Genomic DNA, 26,560 nt, shown 5'->3' on the forward strand with positions numbered 1-26,560 from the left:
TTCAGGTCCAGCCGCCGTCGACGACATAGTGTTGATTGGTGATGGCCCCGGCTTCGTCCGAGCACATGAAGACGACCACCTTGGCGATGTCGTCGGGCACGAGCCGGCGCTTCAGGCACTGGTTTTCATTGATGTATTCGTCGGTTTCCGGCGTGACCCACAGCGCCAGCTGGCGCTCGGTCATGATCCAGCCGGGAGCGACCGCGTTCACGCGGATGCCGAAGGGGCCGAAGTCGCGGGCCAGCGAACGGGTCAGGCCGATCACCGCCGATTTGGACGCCGTATAGGCGGCCATGCCGCCCTGGCCGATGACCCAGGAGGTCGAACCCAGGTTGACGATGGCGCCCTTGCCCGTCGCCTGCATGTCCGGCAGCACGGCCTGGGCGGCGAAGAACTGGTGCTTCAGGTTCACGGCCATGCGGCCGTCCCAGTAGTCTTCGGTCACCTCCAGCGTCGCGTGACGCTCGTCATGGGCGGCGTTGTTGACCAGGACTTCGATAGGACCGAAGGCGTCGCGCACCGTGGCGATCGCCGCCTTCAGGGCCGGAATGTCGGTCAGGTCGCAGGCGACGAACCGCGCCCCCTCGCCCAGTTCGGCCTGTAATTTCGTTCCGCGCGCGGTGTCGATGTCGAGAAAACCGACCTTGGCGCCTTGAGCATGAAAGGCTCGGACGATGCTCTCGCCTATGCCGCCCGCGCCGCCTGTGACGACGACCGTCCTACCCTTGAGGTCCGAATAGATGGCGGCCATGGACAAGCGCTTTCCCGACGACAAACGACCGTCTGCGCGGCCTCACGTCTTTTCACAAATGAAAACTATTGCCGTCAACAAAAATATCTTCGTCGCTCAGGCTTGGGAGACAGCGCCCATCTGATCCGAGATGACCGCGGCGGTTCGCACCAGCAGCGTCGTCGCCTCGTCCTTTGTGCAGGCCATCGGCGCCTGTTCGATGAAAGGGGTGATCAGGGTGGCGATGACGCCGTCCGACCCCATGATCGGGGCCACCAAGTCCGTGACGCCCTTTACGAAATCGCTGGCCCGCTCGACGTAATCGCCCTGGGTCATCGCCAGAGCGCGTTGAGCAAACGCCTCCACCTCCGACCGGTCGAACTGCGCGGCCAGCGTCTCGTGCAGATGCGCCCGCGCCCGCTCGTTGGCCCGCGAATAGAACATCAGGCCCGAGGTGGCGTGCAGAATGCTGCGCCGATAGCCGATCCGCACCGAATAGCCGAGGTCGCCAGGGCTTTCGATCCGGGCGATGACCACGATCTGGTCGCCCGACGGCACGACCAGGTGGCAGGACTGCATGGTGCTGGACGCCAGATCCCGCATCGCCGGCATGGCGACGTCCACCAGCGACTTGATCGGCGCCTGGGTCATGCCCAAGGTGAACAGGCGGTTGGTCAGGCGATAACCGTCCGACGACTGTTCGATATAGCCGCGAAACTCCAGCACCTGGATCATGCGGAACAGTTCGCTGACAGACCGACCCAGGGTGACCGACATCTGCGACGGCGTCATAGCCTCGCCCTGGGACGACAGCAGCTCCAGCACGTCCAGGCCCTTTTCGAGGGCGGGGGCGCGATATTTGCGGTCGTCGGTCGGATCTTGGTCGGTCATGGGAATCCTGTGGCGAGGTCCATAGGCTAACGGCGGCGCTCGCCTCGGTGAAGCCTGCGACGCAAGTGAGATTACATTATCGCGGGTGAAATCGCTACGCACATATAAAAAGCCGTTGCGACAGACTGACGCCTAACCTAGGCTTCTGCCCGAGCCCGAACCAAAGGGCCATGTGGGGGAATGCACCATGTCGCTTGCGGGCATCGATCTGGCGATCCTGGCGATCTACGCCGTCTTCATCTTCGGCCTGGCCCAGTGGGTCTCGCGCACCAAGAAGGGCGAGCAGAAGACCTCCACCGACTATTTCATGGCGTCCAAGAGTCTGCCCTGGTGGGCCATCGGCGCCTCGTTGATCGCGGCCAACATCTCGGCCGAACAGATCATCGGCATGAGCGGGTCTGGCTATGTGATCGGCCTGGGCATCGCGTCGTACGAATGGATGGCGGCGCTGACCCTGCTGATCGTGGGCAAGTTCTTCCTGCCGATCTTCCTGCGCAACGAGATCGTCACCATGCCGCAGTTCCTGCAGCAGCGGTACGGGCCGACGATCCGCAACGTGATGGCCGTGTTCTGGCTGCTGCTCTACGTCTTCGTCAACGTGACCTCGATCCTGTGGCTGGGCGCCATCGCCGTCCACACCGTGACCGGCTTCAATCAGGATTACGCCATCGTCGCCATCGGCGTCTTCGCCCTGGCCTATCAGCTGTGGGGCGGTCTGAAGGCCGTGGCCCTGACCGACATCGTGCAGGTGGCCCTGCTGGTCTGCGGCGGCCTGATCATCGGTTTCATCGCCCTGTCGACCATCGGCGGCGCTGGCGGCGCAATCGCCGGCTTCCAGACCCTGCTGACCGAGTTCCCGGACAAGTTCGACATGATCCTGTCCAAGGACAGCCCACACTATCAGGAGCTGCCGGGCATCGCCGTTCTGCTGGGTGGGCTGTGGGTCATGAACATCAGCTATTGGGGCTTCAACCAGTACATCATCCAGCGCGCCCTGGCCGCCAAGTCGCTGCCGGAAGCGCAGAAGGGCATCGCCTTCGCCGCCTATCTGAAGCTGTTGATGCCGGTGATCGTGGTCCTGCCGGGCATGGCCGCCCTGATCCTGGCTCCGAACCTGTCGGCGCCGGACCAGGCCTATCCGACGATGATGAACCTGCTGCCGGTGGGTCTGAAGGGTCTGGTGTTCGCCGCCTTGATCGCCGCCATCATCGCGTCCCTGGCGTCCAAGGTGAACTCGATCTCGACCATCTTCACCCTGGACCTCTACGCCAAGATCAGGAAGGACACGCCCGAGCATCAGCTGGTCACGGTCGGCCGCATCGCCGCCGTGGTCGCCGTGATCATCGGCATCCTGACCGCACGCCCACTGTTGGGCGGGTTCGATCAGGCCTTCCAGTTCATCCAGGAGTTCACCGGCTTCTTCACCCCCGGCATCGTGGTCATCTTCATGCTGGGCCTGTTCTGGAAACGCGCGTCCGAAGCCGGAGCCCTGACCGCCGCCATCGGCTCGGTGGTGCTGTCGGCCGTCTTCTGGTGGCTGCAGGAGACCGGTCAGTTCATCTTCCCCTTCATGAACCGGGTCGCGGTCGTCTTCGTCGTCTCGCTGATCGCCGCCGTGGTCGTGTCCCTGCTGGTCCCCGCCAAGCCCGACGCCATGAAGATCAAGCTGGACAAGATCAGCTACAAGACCTCGCTGGGCTTCAACCTGGCCGGGGTCGGCGTGATCGCCTTCCTGATCCTGGTCTATTCGATCTGGTGGTGAGGTGAGCGACACGCGTCTGATCGGCGTCGATTGGGGCACCAGCAATCTGCGCGTCATGCGGATCGCCGAGGGCGGCGCGGTGCTCGACAGCCGCTCCGACCCGCGCGGCGCGGGCGGTCTGGCGCCGGACCATTTTCACAGCGTGCTTCAGGAGGTCGCCGGCGACTGGCTGACGCAAGGCCTGCCAGTCCTGGTCAGCGGCATGGCCGGAGCGCGCGGTCGGTGGCGCGAGATGGCCTATCTGCCCTGCCCGGCCGGCGTCGCGGACTTGGCGAGCGCCGTGGCCAGCCCTGACGACGCGCCCCACGTCTCCATCGTGCCTGGCGTCGCTGTGTTCGAGGACGGCTTCCTGCAGGACGTGGTGCGTGGCGAGGAAACTCAGGTCTTTGGCCTAGACGTGCAGGACGACGCGGTGGTCGTCGGCCCCGGCACCCACAGCAAATGGATCCGCACCGCGGGCGGCCGGATCACGGGCTTTCGCACCTTCATGACCGGCGAGCTGTTCGCCGCCATCCGCAAGGGCACGATCCTGGGCGCCGACATGGGTGATCCCGGCGTGGACGACGAGGCGTTCGCGGCCGGGGTGCAGCGGGCCTTGCGCGATCCCCCCGTCACCGCCGCCCTGTTCTCGGTGCGGGTCGAGGGCCTGGCCGGACGCCTTTCGCCCGCGTCGTCGGCCGACTATCTGTCGGGCCTGTTGATCGGGGCCGAGGTCGCGGCCCAAGTCGATGCGAACCACCGCCCCGTCATCCTGATCGGCGCCGAAGCGCTGTGTCGCCGCTATGCCGCCGCCTTGGCGCTGGGCGGTTTCCACGACGTTCGCATCGCGGACGGCGCCGCCGCCACGGCCAAGGGTCTGTGGCGCATTCACGAGGCTGTATCCCGATGATCCCAGTTTCCATCGAAAGCCTGGACGCCCTGCCCCTGATCGCCATCCTGCGCGGGCTGACGCCGGACGAAGCCGTGGATGTGGGCGAGGCCATCGTCGCCGCCGGTTTCCGCTGTCTGGAAGTGCCGCTGAACTCGCCCGAGCCGCTGGAGAGCATCCGCCGCCTGCGCCAGGCGCTGGACGGCCGCGCCCTAGTCGGGGCGGGCACGGTGCTGAACGTCGCGGCGGCCCGCGAGGTCGCCGAGGCCGGCGGCCAGCTGATTATCTCGCCCAACACCGACACCGACGTGATCCGCGAGACCAAGACCCTGGGCCTGCTGTCCCTGCCCGGCTTCTTCACCCCGTCCGAAGCCTTTGCCGCCCTGGACGCCGGCGCCGATGCGTTGAAACTGTTCCCCGCCGAAATCGCCGGTCCGAGGGGATTGAAGGCCGTCCGCGCCGTCCTGCCCGCCGCTGTGCGCGTCTATCCGGTCGGCGGCGTCGATCCCGACAGCATGGCCGACTGGCTGGGCGCCGGCGCCTCGGGCTTCGGCATCGGCTCGGCCGTCTTCAAGCCGGGCCAGTCGGCCGATGAGGTCGGCCGTCAAGCGGCCCAGTTCGTTACGGCCTGGAACGCGGCGCAGACGACGCAGGCGTAATCGCTTCTTCGCCGCCCTTGCGCTGGCTCGACACCTCGGTCGAGGCCCAGCGGTCCCACATCTGGAAATAGAGGCCGTAGTTGCCGTTGAAACGCTTGTGATGGGCGTCGTGGTGGGTGGCGGTGATGAACCAGCTTAGGGGCGCGCGGCTCAGCCAGGACGCGGGCCAGACCTCGCGGCCGGCGTGGTTCAACACGGCCGTGGCGGTCATCAGGGTCAACAGGGCCAGAGCGACGCCCCAGTGGATCGGCACGAACAGGGCCAGGGCCGGCAGGAACCAGGCGGTGGCGACGGCCTCGGCCGGGTCGAAGGCGAAGGAGGCGAAGGCGCTGGGGTCGCGCGACCGATGGTGTTCGGCATGGGCCCAGGCAAAGATGCGCGGGTGATGCAGCCCCCGATGGACCCAATAGTAGAAGGCGTCGTGGGCCAGCATATAGACGACGAAGCTGACCGGCAGCCACCACAGCGGCCAGGCGTGCACATCGCCATAGATCGCCGTCCCGCCCCGTTTCCACGCCTCCAGCACCAGGGCGGCCGGCAGGGCGTAGATCGGGCAGGAAATCAGGGAGGCGATGATTTCGGCCCGGATGCGTTTTACGGCCGGCGCCTTGTGGTTCAACTGACGCCCCCGCCCCGGCCCGGCCCACAGCAACCAGTGGGTCGTGACGCCGACCAGCAGATAACGCACGCCAATGATCAGGCTGAGCGCGAGGGTCGTGACGAGCAGGTCCATCAACATGGGCGCACAGACGGCCAAACATATGTCCGGGTCAAGTCGTGGCGGGCGCCGTTCAAACCGCCTATGATGCGATCATGTCCTTGCCGGTGATGATCCTGCTGTTCCTTGTGACCGTCTTCGGGATGGAGGTCTTCGCCTGGGCCATGCATCGCTACGTCATGCATGGCCTGCTGTGGGACTGGCACCGCAGCCACCACGAACCGCACGATGATGTCCTGGAAAAGAACGATCTGTTCGCCGTGGTGTTCGCGGCGCCGGCGATCATTCTGATCGCGCTGGGCCTGCACGTCTGGGCCTGGGCCCTGCCGATCGGTCTGGGCGTGACGGCCTATGGGATGATCTATTTCTACTTCCACGACGGACTGGTGCATCGGCGATTCCCAACCGGCGTCGAAGGCCGGTCAGGCTTCTGGACGCGACGCATCCAGGCCCACCGGCTGCACCATGCCGTGCGCACGAAAGACGGCTGCGTCTCGTTCGGCTTTCTGTGGGTACGGTCGGCGCGGGCGCTGAAGGCCGAACTTACCCAGAAGCGCGGCTCTTCCAGCAGCGGCGCCTGAGCCGGCCGGTTTTCTTGAGTATCGCCTGACCGGGAAACACGGCGACGGCGGCTTGCATCCGACGCGGTCGTGATGCCGTATGCGATCACAACGGTTCGGATCGTCGTCGCAACGCGACGGTCGGCGACACCAGGAGACCTGTATGGCGATCGTCGGCGCGAGGCCCCAGCCGCCTGTGGCATGCGAACCTTGCGCGCCCGACGACCTGCGTCTGCGGGTGCAGTCACGCCTGACCGAACTGGCGCCGTCGCCGGACAGCCTGCTGTCGCTGGCGGCGCGCGAGGCCTTGCTGGGACAGGGCAAACGGGTCCGGCCGGTGCTGGCCATGCTGGCGGCGGCCCATGTGGGCGGGCGTCCCGACGATGCGCTGGATTACGGCTGCGCGCTGGAGATGGTCCATGCGGCGTCGCTGGTGCTGGACGACCTGCCCTGTATGGACGACGCGGTCCTGCGGCGGGGGCAGCCGACGCTGCATCGCCGCCACGGCGAGGATGCGGCCGTGCTGGCGGCCGTGGCCCTGCTCAACCAGTCCACCCGACTGATTCTGCAAAGCCGACTGCCGGCCGAGACGCGGGTGGCCACCCTGGACCTCTTGACGCAGGCCGTGGGATTCGACGGTCTGGCCGAGGGGCAGATGCGCGACCTGCGCGACGACGCGCAGGAGCGGGACGCCGTGGCCCTGCGTCAGATCAACGACCTGAAGACCGGCGCCCTGTTCGTGGCGACGGTGCGCGGCGGCGGCCTGCTGGGCGGGGGCGACGCCGACGACCTGGCCCGGCTGTCGGCCTTCGGCGAGTCGGTCGGTTTCGCCTTCCAGCTCTATGACGATCTGCTGGACGCCTGTTCGACCACCAGCGCCGTCGGCAAGGACGTGGGCCAGGACCAGGACACGACCACCTTCGTCGATCTGTGGGGCGAAGGGCGGGTCCGCGCGGCGGTGCGCCAGTCCCTGTCCAGGGCGGCCGAGGCGGTCGGCCACGACAGCCCCCTGACCCTCTATGTCCGCGATCTCTTCCAGCAGGCCGATCTTGGGATCTAGCGTCGCGCCGGCGCTGGTCCTGGACCGAGTAGAGGCTGGCTATGACGGCCGGCCGGTGCTGCGGGATTTCAGCCTGACCCTGAATGCGGGCGAGGTCTATGCCCTGCTGGGCGCGAACGGCGCGGGCAAGTCCACCGTGGCGCGCGTCGCCTGCGGACTGCTGCCCGTGCGCCGGGGCCGTGTGGCGGTGGGCGATGGAACCCAGACACGCGCCCGCATCGGTTTGGCGCCCCAGGACAGCGCCCTGTTTCCCGCCTTGTCGCCGCGCGAGAATGTCGAGGTGACGGCGCGGCTTTGCGGCGTCGCGCGCGACGACCGCCGCGCGGCGGTGGACCGCGCCCTCGATCTGACTGGCTGCGGCCCGCGCGCGGATCAGCCGGTGCGCACCCTGTCCGGCGGCTGGCGACGGCGCGCGAACCTGAGCGCCGCCCTGGTGGGACAGCCCCGACTGCTGATCGCGGACGAACCGACGGAAGGGGTGGACGCCGGCACGCGCGGCGTCCTGTCCGCCGCCCTGCGCGAGACGGTCAAGGCGGGCGCCGGCTGCCTGTTGATCAGCCACGACGCGGTCTTCGTGTCCGATACGGCCGACCGGATCGGCGTGCTGGCCCGGGGTCGACTATTGGCGGAAGGGCCGCCGAACGCCCTGTTGCACCAAGCCTTCGGCGCGGCGCGACTGCTCAGCATTCGTCTGACACGACCGGCCTCGGAGGCCGCCGCACAATGGTTCGCTCAGGCCGGATTGACCCAGGCTGACGACAGGCTGGAATGGCGTCGCCTCTGCGACGATGCGCTCGCCGTCGCCCAGATGCTGGCCGCCGTGGTCGATGGCGAGGGGGGCGAGGTGGCGGTTCGCCGGCCGGGGCTGGACGATCTGGTCGCGCATCTGTCGGGGGCGTCGTCATGATGGCCGTAGCGGGCGCCTGGGCCAGGGGGTTCTGGCGCGACCGGGCCGGGGTGGTGCTGACGCTGCTGTTGCCGCCCCTGGTCTATCTGCTGTTCGCGGCCATCTTCGGCGCGGGGGCGCGGGGCGAGATCGACACGGCCGTGGTCATGCACGATGCGGCGCGCACCCCGGCGACGGCGGCGATGCAAGACGCCCTGGCGCGCGACATGGGCGCCCGGCTGCGCACGGTCGAGGATGCGGGCGAGCTGGAGCGCGCCGTCATCGACGGTCGCGCGGACGCCGGCATCCTGATCCGTCCCTCGGCCGGACGCCCGCCCCAGGTCGTGGTGGTGTCCGCCGCCGGTCGTGACGTGGCGGCAGCCGCGATTCAGGCGCGGCTGGAGCCGATGGCGGCGGCGTTGGCGGGCCAGGTCGCGCCACCCACCGCGCGCGTCGCAACGGTGCAGGTCGGTCCGCGCGGCGATGTCCAGGCCGCCTATTACGCCGGGGCGGTCAGCGTCATGTTCGTCTTCTTCGCCGCCATGCATGGCGCCATGGGCGGACTGGACGAGCGGCGTTCGGGGCTTCAGGCGCGGCTGGCCCTGGCGAGGGGCGGCCTGGCGCCGATCCTGGCCGGACGTGCGGGGTGGCTGACGGTCGTGGGGGTGATGCAGTCGGCCGCCGTCTTCGTTGCGGCCTGGGCGAAACTGCCCGACCTCGCACCATGGCAGGCGGCGGCGGGGGCCGTGACGGCGGTTCTGGTCGGGTTTTCGGCGGCGGGCCTGGCCCTGGCGCTGACGGCGGCCTGTCGATCGCGCGAACAGGCCCAACCCCTGACAACCTTCGTCGTTCTGCTGCTGGCCGCGCTGGGCGGCTCGATGGCGCCCCGCTTCCTGATGCCCGAGGCCTTCCGCGCCCTGGGCTGGATCACGCCTCACGCCTGGGCCATCGAGGTCTATCAGGCCGTGGTTTGGCGAGCCGAGTTCGCGCCGGGCGTCGTCGCCGGCTGGGCGGTTCTGGCGGCCCTAGGCGCGGCGGGGCTGGGAGTATCGCTCGTTCTGGAACGGCGTCGCGCCGCTCGCTGATCTTCAGACGTGGGTCCACAGGGCCGGACGCGGCGGCGGTTCGCGCCAGGCGTCCAGCGTCTTGCACCACAGGGCGATCAGACCGCCGCGGCCCAACAGCATCAGCTTGCCCGCCTTGTCGACCGAGGTCCGACCGTCCCAGGCCGCCGGCCCGGCGCGCGAGACATGGCGACCGATCGACCGATAGACGCCGCGCGCCGTGGCGATGGCCCAGGCCGAACGCGGGTTGAGATCGCGCAAGCCCCACCGGGACGAGGCGTAGAAGGGTTCGGCCGCCGCGACCAGGCGCTGGGCCGTGCGGGCGACGGCGGCGCGGTGCTGGGGCTGATCGACCTGATCGCGCGGCACCCCGGCCTCGTCCAGCCAGGCGCCCGGCAGATAGACCCGCCCGCCCTTCGCATCCTCGACCACGTCGCGCGCGATGTTCGTCAGCTGGAAGGCCAGCCCCAGGTCCTGGGCGCGGCGCAGGGTGGGTGCGTCCTCGACCCCCATGATCCGGGCCATCATCACACCGACCACGCCGGCCACGTGATAGGCATAGTCCAGCGTGTCCTCCAGCGTGTCGTAACGCCGTCCGACCACATCCATCTCGAACCCGTGCAACAGGTCCATCGCCTCCTCGGCCGGGATGGAATGACGATCCGCCACGCGCTGGAAGGCGGTGAAGACCGGGTCGGTCTGCGGCTCTCCGGCCAGGGCCGCCGCCGTGCGGGCGCGCAATTCGACCAGCTTTTCACTGGCCAGGACAGGGTCGATACCGACCGCGCCGTGGCCCAAAACCTGGCCGTCGATCTCGTCGTCGCAGTGTCTGCACCAGGAATAGAGCATCCAGGCGTCGTCGCGGATCGCCGCCGGGAACAGGCGCGCGGCGGCGGCGAAGCTCTTGGAGCCCTGCTCCATCGCCTGGCGGCTGTGGTCCAGGACGGCGTCGGTCATGCCGGCTGCCTCGCGTCTTCGATCATCAGGGCGGCCGTGGCCTTGGCCGAGCCGACCACGCCGGGCACGCCCGCGCCCGGATGGGTGCCGGCGCCGACGAAATACAGGTTCGGGATCTGGTCGTCGCGATTGTGCACCCGGAACCAGGCGCTCTGGGTCAGAATCGGCTCCAGCGAGAAGGCCGAGCCCTGGTGCGCGTTCAGCTGGTCGCGGAAATCGACGGGCGTGAAGATGCGGCAGGTGTCGAGGTCCGCCGTCAGGCCGGGGATGTAGCGCTCCTCCAGATAGGCCAGGATCCGATCGCGATAGCGCGGCCCCTCGACCTCCCAGTCGATGTCGGCGGAGGCCAGATGCGGCACGGGGGCCAGCACATAGAAGGCGTCGCAACCCTCGGGCGCCAGGGACGGATCGGTCCGCGTCGGCGCGTGCAGATACAGCGAGAAGTCGTCGGGCAGGTCCGGCCCCTTGAAGATTTCGGCGATCAGCTCGCGATAGCGCGGCCCGAACAGCACCGTGTGGTGGCGGATCTCCGGGTGGACGCGCTTCAGGCCGAAATAGATGACGAACAGCGACATGGAATGGCGGCGCGACGCCAGCTTGGCGCCCTCCTTCTGACCGCGCGGCTCCTGGCCCAGCAGGCGCTGATAGGTGTGGACCACGTCGGCGTTGGAGGCGACCATGTCGAAGGCCAGGGTCTCGCCGCCCACGACCACGCCGGTCGCACGGCCGTTCGCCATCGTGATCCGTTCGACCGGACTGTTCAGCCTGACTTCGCCGCCCAGGTCCTCAAGCAGGCGGACCATGGCCTGGATCAGGGCGCCGGTGCCGCCACGCGGGAACCACACGCCCCAGCGCCGCTCCAGCGCATGGATCAGCGCATAGATCGACGAGGTCGCGAACGGATTGCCGCCGACCAGCAGGGAGTGGAAGCTGAAGGCCTGGCGCAGGTGCTCGTCCTGAATGAAGCTGGCCACCTTGTCATAGACCGACCGCCAGGCCTGAAGCCGCATCAGTTCGGGCGCCGCCTTGATCATGCTGGCGAAGTCGAGGAACGGCACGGCCCCCAGCTTCAGATAGCCTTCCTTCAGCAGGTCCTCGGAATAGGCCAGGAACTTGCGATAGCCCTCCTTGTCCGCCGGATTGCGCGCCACGATCTGGCGATCCAGCTCGTCCTGGTCGTTGACGTAATCGAACACGTCCCCGTCTTCCCAGCACAGCCGATAGAAGGGCGCGACCGGCAGCAGTTCGACATAGTCCGACAGCTTGCGCCCGCTGGCTTCGAACAGCTCCTCCAGCGCCGACGGATCGGTGATGACGGTCGGACCGGCGTCGAAGGTGTAGCCCTTGTCCTTGAAGACATAGGCCCGGCCGCCCGCCAGGTCGCGCGCCTCGAACACCGTGGTCTGGATGCCCGCCGACTGCAGCCGTATGGCCAGCGACAGCCCCCCGAACCCTGATCCGATCACTGCAGCCCGCATCACGCACGTCCTTTTTCGACCAGACAGGTCAATGCGGCGCCCAGGGGCACCGGGGGTTTTCCGCTCAGGATCCGCGCCTTGTCGGCGAGGGTGGATCCGGCGGCGTAGAAGCGTTCGATCAACGGCTGGGGCAGACGATAGAACCGCTCCAGCACCCTGTATCGCTCTTCGGGGCGCGCCGCGCGAAACAACATCCGATTCAGCAACCGATAAAAACCTCGCCCGGCCCATACGTCGCCCGCATGGCGGCGGATGTCGGCGGCCAGGCTCGCGCCTTCGAAATCTTTCGCCAAGCAGTCCGCCATATGATCGGCCAGGCGCACGGCGTCCGGCAGGGAATAGCCGGTCGTCGGATGAAACAGTCCGGCACGCAGGCCGCTCAACGCCGTCGGCCCCATGCGGGTCAGGTGCGCGGCGATGTCGCCGTCCAGGGCCACGGGCAGGACGCCGTCCTCCTCCCTCAGCACCGTCTCGATGACCCATCCCTGCTGTGCGGCATAGTCGCGCACGCCCTGCCGGAACACGTCGCGATCCAGCTCGGCGCCGTCGGTATAGCGGGTGTCCTCGATCAACAGGGTCCGGTCGTCGAACGGCAAGGTGTAGAGGAAGCGATACCCTCCCGCCTGATCGACGCGGGCGTCCATGACGATGGGCGCGGTCAGGCCGTGCGGCGCCGCCAGTCGAACCTCCAGCCCGACGAACTTCTGGAAGCCCAGCGCCAGGTCCGGCGTGGCGACCGGCCCTCGCCCGTCGATGACTGCCCTCGCCGTCAGCCGCCGACCGTCGGCCAGCACCGCCTCGGTCTCGGACAGCGACACGACCGGCGCCCCCAGCATGATCCGGCCGGGCAAGGCCGCGCTGACCACCGCCGCGAACCGTTCGGCCGTCACGCTGCGGTATCCGGTGGAGAGATTGCGCTCGAACTGGGGAAACCGAACCGCATAGCCGGGCCAGCGATGCACGACCAAGGGGTCGATCCAGCCGTGTTGCGCCGCCGTCAGATCGCCTTCGAAGAAGGACCAGGTATGCACGCCGCCTAGCGTCTCGGCCGCCTCGACGATTCGGACGTCCAGGTCGGGCCGAACCTGCGACAGGCGCAGCGCCAACAGACCGTTGGCGAGGCCGCCGCCGATCAGGAGGAGGTCAGGCCCGGAGGTGTCAAAGGCGTCGGCCTGCATTCCCGACAGGTGGCACGCGACGACGGATGCGGCAAGCGAACAGGATGCCTACTCGCCCACAGTGCGCTAGTGTCGCGCCATGTCCGCCGTCTCCCCTGCGCCCCGGATCGTCCCGAACCAGACCCTGATCGGTCTGACGCTCGCCGGGATGATCGCGTCGGCCTGGCTGATTCTGCACATCTACGGCGTCTATTTTCACCGCTGGACGGCGTGGAGCGTTCTGATCGCCCCGCTGATCGTCGCCACCCAGACCTGGCTGTCCGTCGGCCTGTTCATCGTCGCGCACGACGCCATGCACGGCTCGCTGGCGCCGGGCCGGCCCAGGCTGAACGTCGCGGTCGGCAACCTGGCTCTGGGCCTCTACGCCGGTTTCCGGTTCATGCCGCTGAAGACCGCCCACCACAGCCATCACGCGGCGCCCGGCACGCCTGACGATCCCGACTTCCATGCCGACGCCCCGCGCGCCTTTGTCCCGTGGTTCTACGGCTTCTTCCGCACCTATTTCGGTTGGCGCGAGCTGGCCGTTCTGACCCTGCTGGTCTGCATCGCCGTCTTCGCCTTGGGCGCGCACGTCCCGAACCTGCTGGTCTTCTGGGCCGCGCCAGCCCTGCTCTCGGCGCTCCAGCTCTTCACCTTCGGCACCTGGCTGCCCCACCGCCACACCGACGACGCCTTCCCCGACCACCACAACGCCCGCAGCAGCCCGTTCGGCCCCGTCCTGTCCCTGCTGACCTGCTTCCACTTCGGCCGCCACCACGAGCACCATCTGACCCCGTGGAAGCCCTGGTGGCGACTGTCGCGACGGTCGATGCCATAAAGATCGAGTATCTCGACAAACATCTCCCGACCGAGGGCGACAAACATTCTCGCAAGCCCACACTCGGAGAGAAAGACCTAAAAGCCTCCCCGCCTAGGGCCTCGACCGCACCTCGAAGTCGAGGGTCCAGCGGCCATCCCCGGCCCGGCGAAAGTCGGCGATGCGCGAGACGATCTGGCGATCCAGGCCATCGAGCAGGGCGGTTCCACTGCCGACCGAGGCGACCGTTGCATTTGTCTGCCAGAACGGGCCGCTCTCGCCCTTCAGCGTAAAGCGCAGATGGACGGTGTCGTTGGCTTTAGGCATGGCGCGCTCGGACAGGAGATCGTTCCGGACAAAAATCAGCCCCGTCGCACAGGGCGACGAGGCCGGAAGTCGATTTGGGAGGAAACGCCCAGGAAGGGCAGACCCGAGATGGCGATGCGCGAACAGGGGTTCAAGGGCGATCCCATGACGTTCGCCACCTCTAGCCGCCAGACAGTGCGGTCGCCACGACCGGCGCCAGACCTTCGGCGATGATGCGCACCCCTCGGGCGTTGGGGTGGATGCCGTCTGGCTGGTTGTAGCGACGATCCAGAGCCACGCCTTCCAGCAGGAAGGGATAGGCCGGGACATCGTCCTGGCGCGCCAGATCCACGAAGATGCGGTCGAACTCGGCGGCGTAGGCGCCGTACTGCGGCGGCGCCTTCATACCCGCCAGCAGGACGGGAATGTCGCGCGCCTTCAGCGATGCGATGATGGCCTCCAGATTGGCCCGGACCGTTTTCGGATCCACGCCTTGAAGCATGTCGTTGCCCCCCAGGGCGACGATGCACAGATCGGTGTCGTCCTGGACGCTGTAGCCGACCCGGGCCAGCCCGCCGCCGGTCGTGTCGCCCGACACCCCGGCCCCGCGAACCCTCACCCTGAGCCCCTTTGCACGCAGCGCCTCTTCCAGCCGCACCGGCAGGGCCTCGGCCGAAGGCAAGCCGAAGCCGGCCGTGATGGAATCGCCCAGCAGGGTCACGACCTTTTCCAGCGCGCCCGAACTGTCAGCCGTGGGCGGGGGCGAAGCCGAGGGTGCCGCCGGCGTCTCTGGCGGGTCGTCCTTCGCGGGGCTGCAACCGGCGAGCACGAGCCCCAAACCTCCGGTCAGGAGCGTGCGGCGAGGGATGGGCGGCATGGGCGATGAGGGCTTTGGAGTCATGATCTGCGCACCCATATAGGGACCGACCTTCCTCCTCCCAATGCAGCAAGCGACATATCGATGGCTTCAGCCGCCCCGCTCGTCCTCGACGGCGTCGTCCTCACCCTGCCCTCGGCCGCAGGCCCCGTGGAAATCCTTCGCGGCGTGGACCTGGTCGTGGCGCCGGGGGAGACGGTCGCCATCGTCGGCCCCTCCGGGTCGGGCAAGTCGTCGCTGATCTCCATCGCCGCCGGGCTGGAGACGCCGACACGTGGCCGAGCGATGCTGTTCGATCAGGACCTGGCCGCTCTGGGCGAAGACGGCCGCGCCCGACTGCGCCGGGGTCGCGCCGCCCTGGTGTTCCAGAGCTTTCACCTCCTTCCCAATATGACGGCCGAGGAGAATGTGTCCGCGCCGCTGGAGCTGGCTCATCGGCCTGATGCGGTCGCGCAGGCACGGGCCTGGCTGGAACGGGTCGGCCTTGGCGCCCGGCGGTCGCACTATCCCCATCAGATGTCGGGCGGCGAACAGCAGCGCGTGGCCTTGGCCCGCGCCCTGGCCGTCGGGCCGGAACTCCTGTTCGCCGACGAACCGACCGGCAATCTGGACGGAACCAACGGCGCCCTGGTCGCCGACATGCTGTTCGACCTCGTGCGCGACAGCGGCGCGGCCCTGGTCCTGGTGACCCATGACGACCGTCTCGCCGCACGCGCGGATCGGATCGTGACGATGCGCGATGGTCAGGTCGTCGTCACGTCGCAGGCCTCCGCATGAGGCTCGCCTTCCGCTTCGCCCGCCGCGAGCTCCGCTCCGGGATCGCGGGGTTTCGCATCTTCCTGGCCTGTCTGGCCCTGGGCGTGGCGGCGATCGCCGCCTCAGGCTCGACCGCCGAGGCCTTCCGCCAGGGGCTGGCCAGTCAAGCGCGGGAGATCCTTGGCGGCGACGTCGTGTTCAGCCTCGATCAGGGCCGGTTCAGCCCCGACCAACGCGCCGCCTTCGCCGCCCTGGGTCCGGTCGCCTATTCGGTGCGGGCCAACGGCATGGCCGAGACCGGCGCCGGCCGACGTCGCCTGGTCGATATGCGCGGGGTCGACGCCGCCTATCCCCTGGTCGGCGCGGTCCAACTGTCGGGCGCGCCCGATCTGGCCACGGCCTTGCGCGTCGAGAACGGCGTGGCGGGCGCTGTCGTCGAACAGGGCCTGCTGGATCGACTCGCCCTCAAGCTCGGCGACACCTTCACGGTGGGTGGAACGCCGTTCGTCGCGCGCGCCGTCCTTCTGGCCGAACCCGACCGGCTGGGCCGGGGCTTTGCGCTTGGCCCCCGCGTGGTGACGACCGTTCCCGCCGTCGAGCGGGCCGGCCTGCTCGCCCCCGGCGGCCTGTTCGGCGAGGCGGTGCGCATCGTCCTTCCCGCCGACGTCGATCCCAAGGCCGCCATCGCAGGCATCGAAAAACGGTTTCCGCAGAGCCGGCTCGAAGCCCGAGATCGGTCGGAGGCCGCCGCCGGCGCCGGACGACTGATCGATCAGCTCGAATACTTCCTCGGCTTCATCGGCCTGGCGTCTCTCGTGGCCGGCGGGCTCGGCGTGGGGGGCGCCGTATCGGCCTATCTGGAAGGCCGCAAGCCGTCGATAGCGACCCTGAAGGCCCTCGGCGCGGAGGGCGCGCTGATCCGCGAGATCTATCTGATCCAGATCGGGGTTCTTGCCGCCGTCGGGGTCGCCATCGGTCTCGTGATCGGCGCCGTCGTGCCGCTCGTCATCGGCGTGCTGGCGAAGGACAGCCTGCCCATCCCCGCCCTCTTCGCCGTCTATCCCGCGCCGCTCGTCAAGGCCGGGGCGTTCGGCCTTCTGGCGGCCGCTGCCTTCGCGCTCGCGCCCCTTGCCCGCGCCCGTGCGACGCCGCCGTCGGCCCTGTTCCGTCGCCAGCTTACCGACCGGCCCGTCCTCGGCGTCGAACTGGTCTTCGCCGTGCTGGCCGCGATCGGACTGGCGGGCCTGGCCCTTTGGACCGCACCGTCGAAGCTTGCGGCGGCCGCATTGATCGGCGGCACGGTCGTCGCCTTCGCACTTCTCTGGCTGCTCGGTCGCGCGGCGGCCGCCCTCGCCGGACGCCTGAGACGACACGCCGGCGGCGCGGTGCGCCTGGGGCTGGCCAATCTCGCCGGCCCCCGCTCGGCGGCGCGCACCGCCTCCCCCGCCATCGGCCTGGGTGTCGCACTTCTGGCCATGGTCGTGCTCATTCAGTCCAGCCTGCTGGGCCAGATCACCGAGGTGGCCCCGCGATCGGCCCCGTCCGTGGTCTTCACCGAAATCCCCGCTGATCGCGGTGCGGCGTTCGATGCGGCGGTGGGCAAGGTGATGGCGAACCCTAGGCCGGATCGCTACCGACGTCTTCCACTCCTCACGGGGCGGATCATGCGGTTGAAAGGCGCGCCCGTCGATCTCGACGCCCTGCCTCAGGGAGAACGCTGGGCCTTCGACCAGGACATTCTCCTGACCGCGCTCGCCGGCGCGCCGGACGATGCCAACCTCGTCTCCGGCCGGTGGTGGGCCGCCGATTACGCCGGTCCGCCTCAGATCGCCCTCTCGCAAGATTTGGCCAAGGCCGCCGATCTCAAGGTCGGCGACAGCCTGACCCTGCAACTGCTGGGTCGAGAGATGGACGTGCGCATCGCGGCCCTGCGCCGGACCGAGCCGGGCGGCTTCGGGACCAACTTCCTGCTCGTCCTCAACGCCGCCGCCATCGAAGGCGCCAATCCCCGCAGCGTCGCCATCGCCCGCGCCAGCCCCGCCGAGGAACAGGCCCTGACCCAGACGCTTGGCGCAGACTTCCGCGAAGTGAACGTCATCAGCGTCCGCGAGCAACTTGAAGCCGCAGCCACCCTCTTCGACCGCCTCGCCCTGGCCATACGCGGGGCCGCGGCCGTCGCCGGTCTCGCCGGTCTGCTCGTTCTGGTCGGCGCCATCGCGGCAGGCGTGCGCGAGCGGGCGCGCGAGGCGGCCGTCCTCAAGGTGCTGGGCGGCTCCCACGCCCAGATCCTGACCGCCTACCTCGTGGAATACAGTTTGGTCGGCGCCATCGCCGGCCTCGCCGGTCTCCTGCTCGGCGCCGCCGGCGCCTGGCCGGTCGTGACCCTGGCCTTCAAGGCCACATGGAGCATGGACTGGGCCGGCGTCGTCCTGCTGCTGACCGGCGCCACGGGCATCGCGGCCCTGGGCGGCGCCATAGCGGCCCTGCACGCCCTGTCGCAACGCCCCGCGCCGGTTCTCCGGTCGGACTGACGCCTGCTGTACCGTCTAGGCTTACGGTGCACGACCGCCCTACTGCGTCGGAGCGATGCGCCACACCGTGTTGGACAGGTCGTCGGCGACCAGCAGGACACGCTTGTTCGGGTCGAAGGCCACGCCGACCGGCCGGCCGCGCGCCTCGCCGTTCTTTAGGAAGCCGGTGGCGAAATCGACCGGCGGGCCTGCGGGACGACCGCTGTTGAAGGGCACCCAGGCCACCTTGTAGCCGGACGGATCCTGGCGGTTCCAGCTGCCGTGCATACCGATGAAGGCACCGTTGGAAAACGCCCCGCCGAAGCCGCCGTTGCGCGCGAAGTCAATGCCCAGCGCCGCGACGTGCGAGCCCAGGGCGTAGTCCGGCGCGATGGCCTTGGCGACCATCTCCGGATTTTGCGGCATCACGCGCGGATCGCGGTTCTGGCCCCAATAGCTGTAGGGCCAACCATAGAAGGCGCCGTCCTTCACCTGGGTCAGATAATCCGGCACCAGTTGCGGGCCCAGTTCGTCGCGCTCGTTGACCACCGACCACAACAGGCTGGTCGTCGGCTCGATCGCCAGGGCCGTCGGGTTGCGGATGCCGGTAGCGATTGTCCGGCGCGCGCCGGTCGCCCGGTCGATCTCCCAGACCACGGCCCGCTCTTCCTCCACGGCCATGCCGCGTTCGCCGATGTTGGAGTTGGAGCCGATGCCGACATAGAGCTTGGTCCCGTCGGCGCTGACGGTCAGGGACTTGGTCCAGTGGTGGTTGATGCGCGAAGGCAGTTCGGTGACCCGCTCGGCCGGCGTCGAGATGCCGGTCTGGCCCGGCTGGAAGGCGAAGCGGACCAGCGCGCCTTGCTCGGCGACGTAGAGAGACCCATCGACATAGGCGAGGCCGTAGGGCGCATCCAGGTTCTCGACCAGGACGGTGCGCAGTTCGGGGATGCCGTCGTTATTGGCGTCGCGCAGCAGGGTGATGCGGTTGCCGCCTTTGATCTTAGTGTTGCCCTGTTTCTTGATGACGCCGGCGATCACGTCCTTGGGGCGCAAGGGCGGGGCGTGGCCGCCGCGCCCCTCGGCGATCAGGACGTCGCCGTTCGGCAGCACCAGCATCTGGCGGGGGATCTTCAGGTCGGTGGCGAAGGCGCTGACGGTGAAGCCTGCCGGCACGGTCGGCGTCTCGCCGTTCCAGTTTGCGGGCGGGCTGATTTTCATCGCCGGGACCAGGGTTTCGTTGACCTGGGGCAGGTCGGGCGTGGCGCCCGTCTGGTTCAGCTTGGGATCGCTGGCGTTGCCGCACGAGGCGACGGTCAGGGCCATGGCGAGGGTCGCGGCGCTGGCGGCGAGCAGGTTCTTGTTCATCGGACGCTCTCCCGCGCGGCATAGGCGGTCCAGCCGGCGACCAGGACCAGGATTGTGCAGAGGATCGACAGGATCACGCCGAAGGCGCCGACCGAGCTCCAGGCGTCCTGGCTATGCTTGAAGGCGTTGACCAGGCCCAGCACCCAGGCCAGCGCCAGGGCGACCAAATGGATCAGCGCGCGACGCGACCGGCCGAAAACGAAATCGACGATGGAGAAGACGCCCGCCAACCCGCCGAACACCAGGGCGCCGGTGATCAGCCAGGCCGAGAAGTTGGTCCATTGAATCTCGGCCGTCTTCAGATAGGCGATGTCGGTGAACAGGGCGAAGGTGAACAGGGCGATCGGAAACGCCAGCAATAGGCCGTGCAGCGGTCGAATGACCGCACCTGATAGTCCGTGGGTGCTCATGCCGGCCCTCTCCTGAAGTCTAGCTTGGCTAACCGTCTGATCGCGAAATGGTTCACCCGTTTTGAATATCGGCGCCGCGTCATTTCCGCCCGACGGTCGCTCAGACCGGCGCGACAAGCACCAGGGTCTGAAACACCACGCCGATCCCGCCCAGCAGCCCTCCTGCGACCGCCAGTCGAAGGCCGAAGGCGCGGGTTTCGTCCGTGGGCTTCATTCGCAGCCAGACGATGCAACGCCAGCACAACCCGGCGATGGCGATCAGGCAGATCATGCTGAAGACCAGCCCTGCCCCGTTCCACGCCCCGGCGTCGTCGCGGGCCACGTCGCTGGCGCTCGACAGCAGGTAAAGGCCCATAAAGTGGGCGGCCCAGATCAACAGGCCGCCCAGCATCAGCAGCCAGAACCTCATGCGCCCACGCCGGGGAACAGGCGGATCAGCAGGGTCGTCGCCGCCCCCTGAACCGCCGTGAAGGCCACGAACAGGGCGACCACTTCAAAGGTCGCCGGATAGCGCGACGACACCAGACCGCACAGCCAGCGCAGCAGGACGAAAGGTCCCATCAGAAGCGAGATGCCGACGAACGTCCCCTGCCAGGCCAACAGCGCATAGACGGTCGCACCCTGGCTGGACGCGTCGGGACGCAGGCCCGAGTTCCACCAGGCCGAGGCCTCCGCCGCAAAGGCGCCGCCCGCCGCCAGGGTCGCGGCCAGCATCAGGACGGCGGCGATGCCGGCGCTGCGGGGCCGGTCCAGTTTCAGTGCGCCTTGAGACGCCCATGCGCCGACGCCGGCGGCTGCGAGCAGGCCCAGCGTCAGCGGCAGCGAACCGATCTCCGGCGGCGCCTGCCACAGGTCAGGCCGCCTGCTCCACAGGAAGACGTAGGAGAAACAGGCCATGATCGCGACCATGCCCGACACGATCAGGGTGATAACCATGGCCCACCAGCCATGACTGCTGGGGCCTGAGACATAGGTCGGCAATCGCACGCCGCCGCCTACATCCACCGTCGCCGGGCCGCTGGGCCGATCCAGGCCCCAGCACCATTTGAGGATGCAGTAGATGGCCAGAACGCCGCTGATGACCGACACCAGATAGGCCTGGATCGTCAGGATCAGGAAGAATCCAGCCGTGAAGATCGCGCCCCACACATACCAGCTGGACGGCCGGGGCATGCGCTGCAGATATTGCGGCTCGGCGTTGATCGGACTGGTGATCATCGTCTCACGCTCGCCACGCGGCGCACCGGGCAGGAAGTAGCGGCCGGCTTCCACATCGCGGGCCAGGTCGGGCTGGTCCCAGACGGGATACAGACTCTTGATCACCGGGACAGAGCGCAACGAATACCGGCCGGAGGGCAGCCACTCCAGCCCGGGCCCGCCGAAGACATTGCCCGCGTCCTTGTTCCCGAACGGTCGGAAGTTGCGCACCATGTCGACGACCCACAGCAGGACCGCGAGGCCGAACATGAAGGAGCCGACGGTCGAGATCATATTGGGCAGGTCCCAGCCCCGGTCCGGCAGATAGGTATAGACCCGGCGCGGCATGCCCATCAGCCCGGTCAGGTGCATGGGCATGAAGGTCAAGTTGTGGCCGACGAACATCAGCCAGAAGATCCACTTGCCCCACCGCTCGCTCAGCGGCCGGCTGCTGGACATCGGGGTCCAGTAGTAGATGGCGGCGAACAGGGGGAAGACCATGCCGCCGATCAGGACGTAGTGCAGGTGGGCGACGATGAAATAGCTGTCGTGGGCCTGCCAGTCGAACGGGACCATGGCGACCATGACCCCGGTCAGCCCGCCCATGACGAAGATCACCAGCCCCCCGACCGCGAAAAGGCCGGGCGTATTGAACCGCATCTTGCCCGCCGCCAGGGTGGCGATCCAGGCGAAGACCTGCACCCCCGCCGGCACGCTGACGGCCATGGAGGCGGCGCTGAAGTAGTTGATCGAGATCTGCGGCATGCCCGTGGTGAACATGTGGTGCGCCCATACGCCGAAGCTGATGAAGCCCGTCGCCAGCATGGCCAGAACCACCAGCCGATAACCGACCAGCTTGGTCTGGGCGACCGCCGGGATCAGGGTCGACATGGCCCCCGCCGCCGGCAGGAAGATTATGTAGACCTCGGGGTGGCCGAAGAACCAGAACAGGTGCTGCCACAGCATGGGGTCGCCGCCCTTGGCCGCATCGAAGAAGGGCCAGCCGAGCGCGCGTTCCAGCTCCAGCAGAAGCGTGGACAGGATGATCGACGGGAAGGCGATGATGATCATGCAGGCGAAGATCAGCATGGCCCAGGCGAAGATCGGCAGCTTGTCCAGCGTCATGCCCGGCGCGCGGGTCTTCAACACGCCGACGATGATCTCGATGGCGCCGGCGATGGCCGAGATCTCGATAAAGCCGATGCCCAGCAGCCAGAAGTCGGCGTTGATCCCCGGCGAATAGGTGGTCGAGGTCAGCGGCGGATACATGAACCAGCCGCCGTTCGGCGCCAGGCCGAAGAACAGCGAGGCGAAGAAGCACAGCCCCCCAACCAGATAGGCCCAGAAGGCGTAGGCGCTCAGCCTCGGGAACGGCAGGTCGCGCGCGCCCAGCATCTGGGGCAGCAGCAGCACGCCCAGGGCCTCGACCGCCGGGACGGCGAACAGGAACATCATCACCGTGCCGTGCATGGTGAAGATCTGGTTGTAGGTCTCCTGCGCCAGGAAGCCCGTCATCGGAAGGGCCAGCTGGGTCCGCATCAACAGGGCCAGCACCCCGGCCAGCACGAAGAACAGCATGGCCGCGCCGACGTAATAGACGCCGATGTAGTTGTTGTTGATCGCGGTGATCCACTCCCACGGACGACGCGGGCCGCACCAGACCTCTTCCAGCTGCTCCAGCTCGCCCTCGGGCCGGGCTTCGGTCGTGGGGAAGCGTTTGTAGAGTTCGGGATCGAACCCGGTTTCCGAACTCATTTCAGGCTTTCCAGATAGGCGGCGACGGCGCGCACGTCCTGGCCCGACAGGACCGCATAGGACGGCATCCGGTTGCCCGGCTTCAGACTCTGGCTGTCCGATATCCAGCCCGCCATCGTCCCCTGATTGTTCGGCAGGATGCCGGCGCCCAGGGTCTGGCGCGATCCGACATGGGTCAGGTCCGGGCCAGCCAGGCCGTTCGCCTCGGTCCCGCGAATGGTGTGGCAGGCGGCACAGCCCGACGCAGCGAAGACATTGCGCCCTTGGTCGATCAGCGCCAGCGGTCCCTGGGCCGACGGCACGGCGGCGGCCGGCCGCGACTGTCGTGCCAGCCAGGCGGCGTAGTCGGCCGGCGCATGGGCCACGACCACCAGCCCCATCAGGGCGTGCGGCCCGCCGCAATATTCGGCGCACTGTCCGCCGTAGGTCCCGGGCGCATCGGCCTGCAACCGCATGAAGTTGCGACGGCCGGGGATCATGTCGGTCTTTCCGCCCAGGCGCGGCACCCAGAAGCTGTGGATCACGTCGGCGCTTTCCAGCTCGAACACCACCGGCTGGCCAGCTGGAATGTGGACCTCGTTGGCGTCCTGAACGATCTCGCGACCCTGACCATCCAGATAGGCGACGCGCCACCACCACATCTCGCCCGTGACCCGCACCCGCATCTCGCCCGGCTTTGGCGCATCGGCCACCCGCGCGGTCGTAGTCAGTCCATAGATCAGCAGGCCCGTGAGAACGACCACCGGAAAGACCAGGCCGGCAATCCAGATCAGGCGCTCGCCCCCGACCCGCCGCTTCCACTTGCGCGGCCCGAACAGGGCGACGCCCAGCGCGACCAGCACGACGACCATGACCACCGCCGCCATGACGAACAGCACCCAGGCCACGGTCTGGATCGGCCCGGCGAACGGTCCGGCCGGGTCGAGCACGGGCGGGGGCCATCCGGCGATTCCGGGAGGAGCTTCAGTCTTCATCGAGCGTGTACAGATAGGCCGCAACGTCGCGGGCTTGGTCTTGCGTCAGGGGCATGGGCGGCATGGCGGTTCCGGGGTCCATCGACGGCGCGTCGATCAGCCAGCGGATCAGGACATCGGGCTGGTTCGGCAGACGCCCGGCGATCAGGGGCCGCGCGCCGAAACCGGCAAGGTTCGAGCCCGAGCGTCCCTCAGGCCAGGCGACGCCGGGAATCTTGTGACAGGCGGCGCAACCGACTTCCTCGATCACCGCCAGTCCGGCTACCGGATCGGCCTGAACCATCGGTCGCGGCAGATCGGCCTTGTCCACGCAGGCGCACAGGGCGAGCGCCAGCGCGCCGACCGTCACCCGCCGTCCCATCGCCTCGCCCGTCGTCCGAAAACCCATCCGCCCCCCAAAGCTTCGCCAGAGCAATCCCCTTGCCGGACGGAGGTTCCCGACTGCGACATGGAGCCCCGTCGCAATCCAATGCGGAACCTCCGCCATAAGCAGGTGTTGCACCGCCGTGCGCGCGCCCCTTTCCGCCCTACTCCTGCTGACCGGCCTGGCCGCCTGCGACTCCACGCCGGGCCAGACGGATCGCGCCTTCACCGCCGATGGCCAGATCATCGCCATGAGCGGCGGCGCCGGCGGCGCGGCCAACGCCTGTTTCACCTGCCACGGTCTGGACGGGGGTGGGGACGGCGTGGCGGCGCCCCGTCTGGCGGGTCTCGACGCCGGCTATCTGCAGAAACAGATGGAAGACTACGCCTCTGGTCTGAGGCCCGATGACGCCATGACCCGAATCGCCAAGGCGCTGGACCAGAAGGGCCGGCGCGAGGTCGCGGCCTACTATGCGTCCCTGCCCGCTCCACAAACCCAGATGCCGGCTACGGCCCCCGCGCCTACGATCTATCTCCAGGGCGACGCCTCGCGCGGCATCGTCGCCTGCGCCTCCTGCCATGGCGCGGACGGTCAAGGGTCCGGACAGGGCGGCAATCCCCAGATCGCGGGCCAGCCCGTCGCCTATACGCTGGAACAGATCGGGCGGTGGAAGTCGGGCGAACGCCGCAACGATCCGCGCGGGGTCATGGCCGCCGCCGTCAAATCGCTTTCGGACCCAGAAGCCCGCGCCATAGCGTCCTGGCTGTCGACGCAACCCGCTTCTCCAGCGCCCGCCAGCGCCGCTGCCACCGGGTCCGCTTCCGTTGACGCAGCGGCACGACCGGCAGCATCGCGTGAAACACGTCGTCCCTATCGATCAGATGGTGCTTGAGCGCCGCGCCGGCGTGGATCGGGATCATCAGCAGCAGGGTCACGACCAGGCCCCAGTGCATCCATTCCGCCGCCGCCTCGATCCCCCATAGTTGGGTGTTCGACAGATCCTGCAACGGCAGCAGCGGCCATTTGATGAAGCCCAGCGTCTCCAGCTGCCGCGTCCGATCCGTCGCCGAGATCATGGCCCAGCCCGACAGCGGCAGGCCGAACAGACAGATGTAGAAGACATAGTGGGTCACATGGGCGGCCATGCTCTCCCACCCCGGCTTGTCGGCATCGTTGATCAGATTGGGCGCCAGCAGTCGCCACGACAGCCGCCCGATCACCAGGATCAGCATCAGCACACCGACCGCGAAATGCAGGTCATAGGCGGCCATCATGGCGCCGCCGACCGGCTGACGCCCCATCCACCAGCCCCAGCCGAGCTGGAAGATCACCAGCCCCGCCATGACCCAGTGAAACAGGATGCCGACGGGCGAATACCGGCCCTCGTCATGGTGCCCCGCCGCCCATTCGAGCAGTTGCGTGAAAAGCTTCTCGATCACGCCGCCCGCGCCTCGACATCAGGCCCGATCACTTGACCCAGCCGCCAAAGCGCCGCGAACAGATACAGCGCCGCTGCCGGCGCCCACATGATCAGCCCGGCCGCCTGCTGATCCTCCAGCGGCGTCATGCCCCAAGCCAGGGTGGTGTAGGCATGCGGCGCATAGACGGCCTGCCCTGCAAAGGTCAGCACCGCTCCCAGCAGGCCCATCGCCAGCATCGCCGCCAGAAGCGCCACGACCGCCGCCGGCGCCGTGGCCGCCCGCGCCGCCGCCCAGAACCACGTCGCACTGGCCAACAAGCTGATCTGCATCACCCAATAGACGCCATCATTGGAAAGGGCGGCGGCATAGGCCCCCGGCGCATGCCAGGCCCAGAAGATGACCGCCTGAACCGCCGTCGCCAGCACCAGCGACCCATATCGCCGAACCGGCAAGGCGCCCGCCAACAGCGGCGCAGCCACGCCGACCAGCAAGACGTGATGCACCGTCCGCGCCGAGAACAGCGCCGAACTCAAGGCGCACAAGGGCGAAACGAACCCCACCGCCAGCACCGCCATCGCCGCCAACCCAAAGGCGCGTCGCCACCCTTCGAGACGCAGCGCGATCAGACCCGTGGCCACGACCAGAACCAGCAGTAACACCGGATCCAGGTTCCACCGCCAATCGCCGAGTTCAGGCGCGACGCCGCAATAGGGCGTCCACATCCCCCCCGCGCTCATGATCGCATCATCTCAGGCATCAGGTGCGTCCCCTCAAGCTTCAACATGGAAAGCCGCAGCGCCGCGCCCCGGTTCCAACTCGGGGTGCGCAGTCTCCACTAACAGAATGGGCGGTCGATTAAGACGCAGATTGCGAACGCTTGAGGTCGTCACCAACACCCCGGAGAACGGCCGGTCGGAACTTGGAAAGAAACGCTCGACATTGATGCTTCTCATAACGGCGACCAGTCGCGCCCGATTTTCCGGAGACACACAGGCATCGAAGGCGGCCGCCAGAC

26 protein-coding genes and 1 pseudogene are annotated in these 26,560 nt (G+C 68.2%); 11 read left to right on the plus strand and 16 right to left on the minus strand.

Annotated features, from left to right (window positions below; all coding sequences use genetic code 11):
• Position 1: 1 nt before the first annotated feature.
• Positions 2 to 751: an SDR family NAD(P)-dependent oxidoreductase gene (locus EGY25_RS01465; protein ID WP_135193285.1), complete on the minus strand. Its 750-nt coding sequence runs from the start codon at positions 749 to 751 to the stop codon at positions 2 to 4.
• A 96-nt stretch (positions 752 to 847) separates the two neighbouring features.
• Entirely contained in the window at positions 848 to 1,621 is a 774-nt protein-coding gene (locus tag EGY25_RS01470; RefSeq protein ID WP_135193286.1) for an IclR family transcriptional regulator, read from the minus strand.
• A 187-nt stretch (positions 1,622 to 1,808) separates the two neighbouring features.
• On the opposite strand from EGY25_RS01470, the gene EGY25_RS01475 reads away from it, so the two are divergent.
• The 3 genes from EGY25_RS01475 to EGY25_RS01485 are packed head-to-tail and all read left to right on the plus strand — an operon-like array spanning position 1,809 to position 4,910.
• Entirely contained in the window at positions 1,809 to 3,383 is a 1,575-nt protein-coding gene (locus EGY25_RS01475) for a sodium/sugar symporter (protein WP_135193287.1), read from the plus strand.
• A gap of 1 nt (position 3,384) precedes the next feature.
• Positions 3,385 to 4,272 carry a 2-dehydro-3-deoxygalactonokinase gene (locus EGY25_RS01480; protein WP_135193288.1) on the plus strand — a complete coding sequence of 296 codons (888 nt, stop codon included), beginning with the start codon at positions 3,385 to 3,387 and terminating at the stop codon, positions 4,270 to 4,272.
• On the plus strand, positions 4,269 to 4,910 hold the full coding sequence (locus tag EGY25_RS01485; protein WP_135193289.1) for a 2-dehydro-3-deoxy-6-phosphogalactonate aldolase: 642 nt from the start codon (positions 4,269 to 4,271) through the stop codon (positions 4,908 to 4,910). The genes EGY25_RS01480 and EGY25_RS01485 overlap by 4 nt, the downstream gene beginning before the upstream one ends.
• On the opposite strand, the gene EGY25_RS01490 is transcribed toward EGY25_RS01485, so the two are convergent.
• On the minus strand, positions 4,873 to 5,643 hold the full coding sequence (locus tag EGY25_RS01490; protein ID WP_245159288.1) for a sterol desaturase family protein: 771 nt from the start codon (positions 5,641 to 5,643) through the stop codon (positions 4,873 to 4,875). The two genes, EGY25_RS01485 and EGY25_RS01490, sit on opposite strands and share 38 nt — an antisense overlap.
• An 80-nt stretch (positions 5,644 to 5,723) precedes the next feature.
• On the opposite strand from EGY25_RS01490, the gene EGY25_RS01495 reads away from it, so the two are divergent.
• The 4 genes from EGY25_RS01495 to EGY25_RS01510 all read left to right on the plus strand — a co-directional run bounded on the left by EGY25_RS01495 (position 5,724) and on the right by EGY25_RS01510 (position 9,219).
• Positions 5,724 to 6,209, plus strand: a complete 486-nt coding sequence (locus EGY25_RS01495) for a sterol desaturase family protein (protein WP_135193291.1) — start codon at positions 5,724 to 5,726, stop codon at positions 6,207 to 6,209.
• Between the two features lie 142 nt (positions 6,210 to 6,351).
• Entirely contained in the window at positions 6,352 to 7,248 is an 897-nt protein-coding gene (locus EGY25_RS01500) for a polyprenyl synthetase family protein (RefSeq protein WP_167762446.1), read from the plus strand.
• Positions 7,238 to 8,155 carry an ABC transporter ATP-binding protein gene (locus EGY25_RS01505; protein ID WP_167762447.1) on the plus strand — a complete coding sequence of 306 codons (918 nt, stop codon included), beginning with the start codon at positions 7,238 to 7,240 and terminating at the stop codon, positions 8,153 to 8,155. The genes EGY25_RS01500 and EGY25_RS01505 overlap by 11 nt, the downstream gene beginning before the upstream one ends.
• Positions 8,152 to 9,219, plus strand: coding sequence for an ABC transporter permease (locus tag EGY25_RS01510; RefSeq protein ID WP_167762448.1), 1,068 nt, complete (start codon positions 8,152 to 8,154; stop codon positions 9,217 to 9,219). The genes EGY25_RS01505 and EGY25_RS01510 overlap by 4 nt, the downstream gene beginning before the upstream one ends.
• Before the next feature lie 3 nt (positions 9,220 to 9,222).
• Here EGY25_RS01510 and EGY25_RS01515 read toward each other — a convergent pair whose 3' ends face one another.
• Genes EGY25_RS01515 through crtY form a run of 3 tightly spaced genes read right to left on the minus strand, consistent with a single transcriptional unit; the run spans position 9,223 to position 12,811 of the window.
• Positions 9,223 to 10,155, minus strand: a complete 933-nt coding sequence (locus EGY25_RS01515; RefSeq protein WP_135193295.1) for a phytoene/squalene synthase family protein — start codon at positions 10,153 to 10,155, stop codon at positions 9,223 to 9,225.
• Positions 10,152 to 11,633 (minus strand): phytoene desaturase, encoded by a 1,482-nt coding sequence (locus EGY25_RS01520; RefSeq protein WP_135193296.1) that lies wholly within the window; start codon positions 11,631 to 11,633, stop codon positions 10,152 to 10,154. The genes EGY25_RS01515 and EGY25_RS01520 overlap by 4 nt, the downstream gene beginning before the upstream one ends.
• Positions 11,633 to 12,811, minus strand: a complete 1,179-nt coding sequence (gene crtY, locus EGY25_RS01525) for a lycopene beta-cyclase CrtY (RefSeq protein WP_135193297.1) — start codon at positions 12,809 to 12,811, stop codon at positions 11,633 to 11,635. The genes EGY25_RS01520 and crtY overlap by 1 nt, the downstream gene beginning before the upstream one ends.
• Positions 12,812 to 12,890: 79 nt before the next feature.
• On the opposite strand from crtY, the gene EGY25_RS01530 reads away from it, so the two are divergent.
• The gene (locus EGY25_RS01530) at positions 12,891 to 13,628 is read left to right on the plus strand and encodes a fatty acid desaturase (protein ID WP_135193298.1); all 738 of its coding nucleotides are present in this window, start codon (positions 12,891 to 12,893) and stop codon (positions 13,626 to 13,628) included.
• A 93-nt stretch (positions 13,629 to 13,721) separates the two neighbouring features.
• On the opposite strand, the gene EGY25_RS01535 is transcribed toward EGY25_RS01530, so the two are convergent.
• Both EGY25_RS01535 and EGY25_RS01540 read right to left on the minus strand, forming a co-directional pair.
• Entirely contained in the window at positions 13,722 to 13,934 is a 213-nt protein-coding gene (locus tag EGY25_RS01535; RefSeq protein ID WP_135193299.1) for a hypothetical protein, read from the minus strand.
• Positions 13,935 to 14,094: 160 nt separating this feature from the next.
• Positions 14,095 to 14,742, minus strand: a complete 648-nt coding sequence (locus EGY25_RS01540) for an arylesterase (protein WP_245159294.1) — start codon at positions 14,740 to 14,742, stop codon at positions 14,095 to 14,097.
• 132 nt (positions 14,743 to 14,874) lie between these two features.
• Between EGY25_RS01540 and EGY25_RS01545 the strand changes: the two genes are divergently transcribed.
• Positions 14,875 to 15,567, plus strand: a complete 693-nt coding sequence (locus EGY25_RS01545; RefSeq protein WP_135193301.1) for an ABC transporter ATP-binding protein — start codon at positions 14,875 to 14,877, stop codon at positions 15,565 to 15,567.
• On the plus strand, positions 15,564 to 18,077 hold the full coding sequence (locus tag EGY25_RS01550) for an ABC transporter permease (RefSeq protein WP_135193302.1): 2,514 nt from the start codon (positions 15,564 to 15,566) through the stop codon (positions 18,075 to 18,077). Before EGY25_RS01545 ends, EGY25_RS01550 begins: the two co-directional genes overlap by 4 nt.
• Positions 18,078 to 18,116: 39 nt before the next feature.
• Here the strand turns inward: EGY25_RS01550 and EGY25_RS01555 are convergent, their stop codons facing one another.
• From EGY25_RS01555 to EGY25_RS01580, 6 genes are all read right to left on the minus strand, one after another.
• Positions 18,117 to 19,382: a PQQ-dependent sugar dehydrogenase gene (locus tag EGY25_RS01555; protein ID WP_432417361.1), complete on the minus strand. Its 1,266-nt coding sequence runs from the start codon at positions 19,380 to 19,382 to the stop codon at positions 18,117 to 18,119.
• A gap of 38 nt (positions 19,383 to 19,420) precedes the next feature.
• On the minus strand, positions 19,421 to 19,834 hold the full coding sequence (locus EGY25_RS01560) for a DUF2231 domain-containing protein (RefSeq protein ID WP_135193304.1): 414 nt from the start codon (positions 19,832 to 19,834) through the stop codon (positions 19,421 to 19,423).
• A gap of 100 nt (positions 19,835 to 19,934) precedes the next feature.
• The gene (locus EGY25_RS01565; RefSeq protein WP_135193305.1) at positions 19,935 to 20,243 is read right to left on the minus strand and encodes a hypothetical protein; all 309 of its coding nucleotides are present in this window, start codon (positions 20,241 to 20,243) and stop codon (positions 19,935 to 19,937) included.
• Positions 20,240 to 22,786 (minus strand): cytochrome c oxidase subunit I, encoded by a 2,547-nt coding sequence (gene ctaD, locus EGY25_RS01570; protein ID WP_135193306.1) that lies wholly within the window; start codon positions 22,784 to 22,786, stop codon positions 20,240 to 20,242. Before ctaD ends, EGY25_RS01565 begins: the two co-directional genes overlap by 4 nt.
• Complete coding sequence (gene coxB, locus EGY25_RS01575) at positions 22,783 to 23,715, minus strand: cytochrome c oxidase subunit II (protein WP_245159289.1); 933 nt, start codon at positions 23,713 to 23,715, stop codon at positions 22,783 to 22,785. Before coxB ends, ctaD begins: the two co-directional genes overlap by 4 nt.
• Positions 23,716 to 23,749: 34 nt before the next feature.
• Entirely contained in the window at positions 23,750 to 24,148 is a 399-nt protein-coding gene (locus EGY25_RS01580; protein WP_135193308.1) for a c-type cytochrome, read from the minus strand.
• A 226-nt stretch (positions 24,149 to 24,374) separates the two neighbouring features.
• On the opposite strand from EGY25_RS01580, the pseudogene EGY25_RS16700 reads away from it, so the two are divergent.
• A pseudogene (locus tag EGY25_RS16700) lies at positions 24,375 to 24,836 on the plus strand (c-type cytochrome); the annotation flags it as partial.
• A 7-nt stretch (positions 24,837 to 24,843) separates the two neighbouring features.
• Here EGY25_RS16700 and EGY25_RS16705 read toward each other — a convergent pair.
• Entirely contained in the window at positions 24,844 to 25,563 is a 720-nt protein-coding gene (locus EGY25_RS16705; RefSeq protein WP_135193310.1) for a cytochrome b, read from the minus strand.
• On the minus strand, positions 25,560 to 26,282 hold the full coding sequence (locus tag EGY25_RS01595) for a cytochrome c oxidase assembly protein (protein ID WP_167762449.1): 723 nt from the start codon (positions 26,280 to 26,282) through the stop codon (positions 25,560 to 25,562). The genes EGY25_RS16705 and EGY25_RS01595 overlap by 4 nt, the downstream gene beginning before the upstream one ends.
• Positions 26,283 to 26,560 lie beyond the last annotated feature (278 nt).

Origin of the sequence: Brevundimonas intermedia, assembly GCF_004614235.1 — a bacterium.
Taxonomy (GTDB): Bacteria; Pseudomonadota; Alphaproteobacteria; order Caulobacterales; family Caulobacteraceae; genus Brevundimonas; species Brevundimonas intermedia_A.

Coding starts and splice junctions, on each gene's coding strand:
- EGY25_RS01550 (WP_135193302.1), top strand. CDS start 15,564: ATGAGGCTCGCCTTCCGCTTCGCCCGCCGCGAGCTCCGCTCCGGGATC.
- EGY25_RS01500 (WP_167762446.1), top strand. CDS start 6,352: ATGGCGATCGTCGGCGCGAGGCCCCAGCCGCCTGTGGCATGCGAACCT.
- EGY25_RS01510 (WP_167762448.1), top strand. CDS start 8,152: ATGATGGCCGTAGCGGGCGCCTGGGCCAGGGGGTTCTGGCGCGACCGG.
- EGY25_RS01475 (WP_135193287.1), top strand. CDS start 1,809: ATGTCGCTTGCGGGCATCGATCTGGCGATCCTGGCGATCTACGCCGTC.
- EGY25_RS01560 (WP_135193304.1), bottom strand. CDS start 19,834: ATGAGCACCCACGGACTATCAGGTGCGGTCATTCGACCGCTGCACGGC.
- EGY25_RS01520 (WP_135193296.1), bottom strand. CDS start 11,633: ATGCGGGCTGCAGTGATCGGATCAGGGTTCGGGGGGCTGTCGCTGGCC.
- EGY25_RS01470 (WP_135193286.1), bottom strand. CDS start 1,621: ATGACCGACCAAGATCCGACCGACGACCGCAAATATCGCGCCCCCGCC.
- EGY25_RS01530 (WP_135193298.1), top strand. CDS start 12,891: ATGTCCGCCGTCTCCCCTGCGCCCCGGATCGTCCCGAACCAGACCCTG.
- EGY25_RS01580 (WP_135193308.1), bottom strand. CDS start 24,148: ATGGGTTTTCGGACGACGGGCGAGGCGATGGGACGGCGGGTGACGGTC.
- EGY25_RS01545 (WP_135193301.1), top strand. CDS start 14,875: ATGGCTTCAGCCGCCCCGCTCGTCCTCGACGGCGTCGTCCTCACCCTG.
- ctaD (WP_135193306.1), bottom strand. CDS start 22,786: ATGAGTTCGGAAACCGGGTTCGATCCCGAACTCTACAAACGCTTCCCC.
- EGY25_RS01555 (WP_432417361.1), bottom strand. CDS start 19,382: ATGGCCCTGACCGTCGCCTCGTGCGGCAACGCCAGCGATCCCAAGCTG.
- EGY25_RS01490 (WP_245159288.1), bottom strand. CDS start 5,643: ATGGACCTGCTCGTCACGACCCTCGCGCTCAGCCTGATCATTGGCGTG.
- EGY25_RS01565 (WP_135193305.1), bottom strand. CDS start 20,243: ATGAGGTTCTGGCTGCTGATGCTGGGCGGCCTGTTGATCTGGGCCGCC.
- EGY25_RS01595 (WP_167762449.1), bottom strand. CDS start 26,282: ATGAGCGCGGGGGGGATGTGGACGCCCTATTGCGGCGTCGCGCCTGAA.
- crtY (WP_135193297.1), bottom strand. CDS start 12,811: ATGCAGGCCGACGCCTTTGACACCTCCGGGCCTGACCTCCTCCTGATC.
- EGY25_RS01465 (WP_135193285.1), bottom strand. CDS start 751: ATGGCCGCCATCTATTCGGACCTCAAGGGTAGGACGGTCGTCGTCACA.
- EGY25_RS01535 (WP_135193299.1), bottom strand. CDS start 13,934: ATGCCTAAAGCCAACGACACCGTCCATCTGCGCTTTACGCTGAAGGGC.
- EGY25_RS01515 (WP_135193295.1), bottom strand. CDS start 10,155: ATGACCGACGCCGTCCTGGACCACAGCCGCCAGGCGATGGAGCAGGGC.
- EGY25_RS01485 (WP_135193289.1), top strand. CDS start 4,269: ATGATCCCAGTTTCCATCGAAAGCCTGGACGCCCTGCCCCTGATCGCC.
- EGY25_RS01495 (WP_135193291.1), top strand. CDS start 5,724: ATGTCCTTGCCGGTGATGATCCTGCTGTTCCTTGTGACCGTCTTCGGG.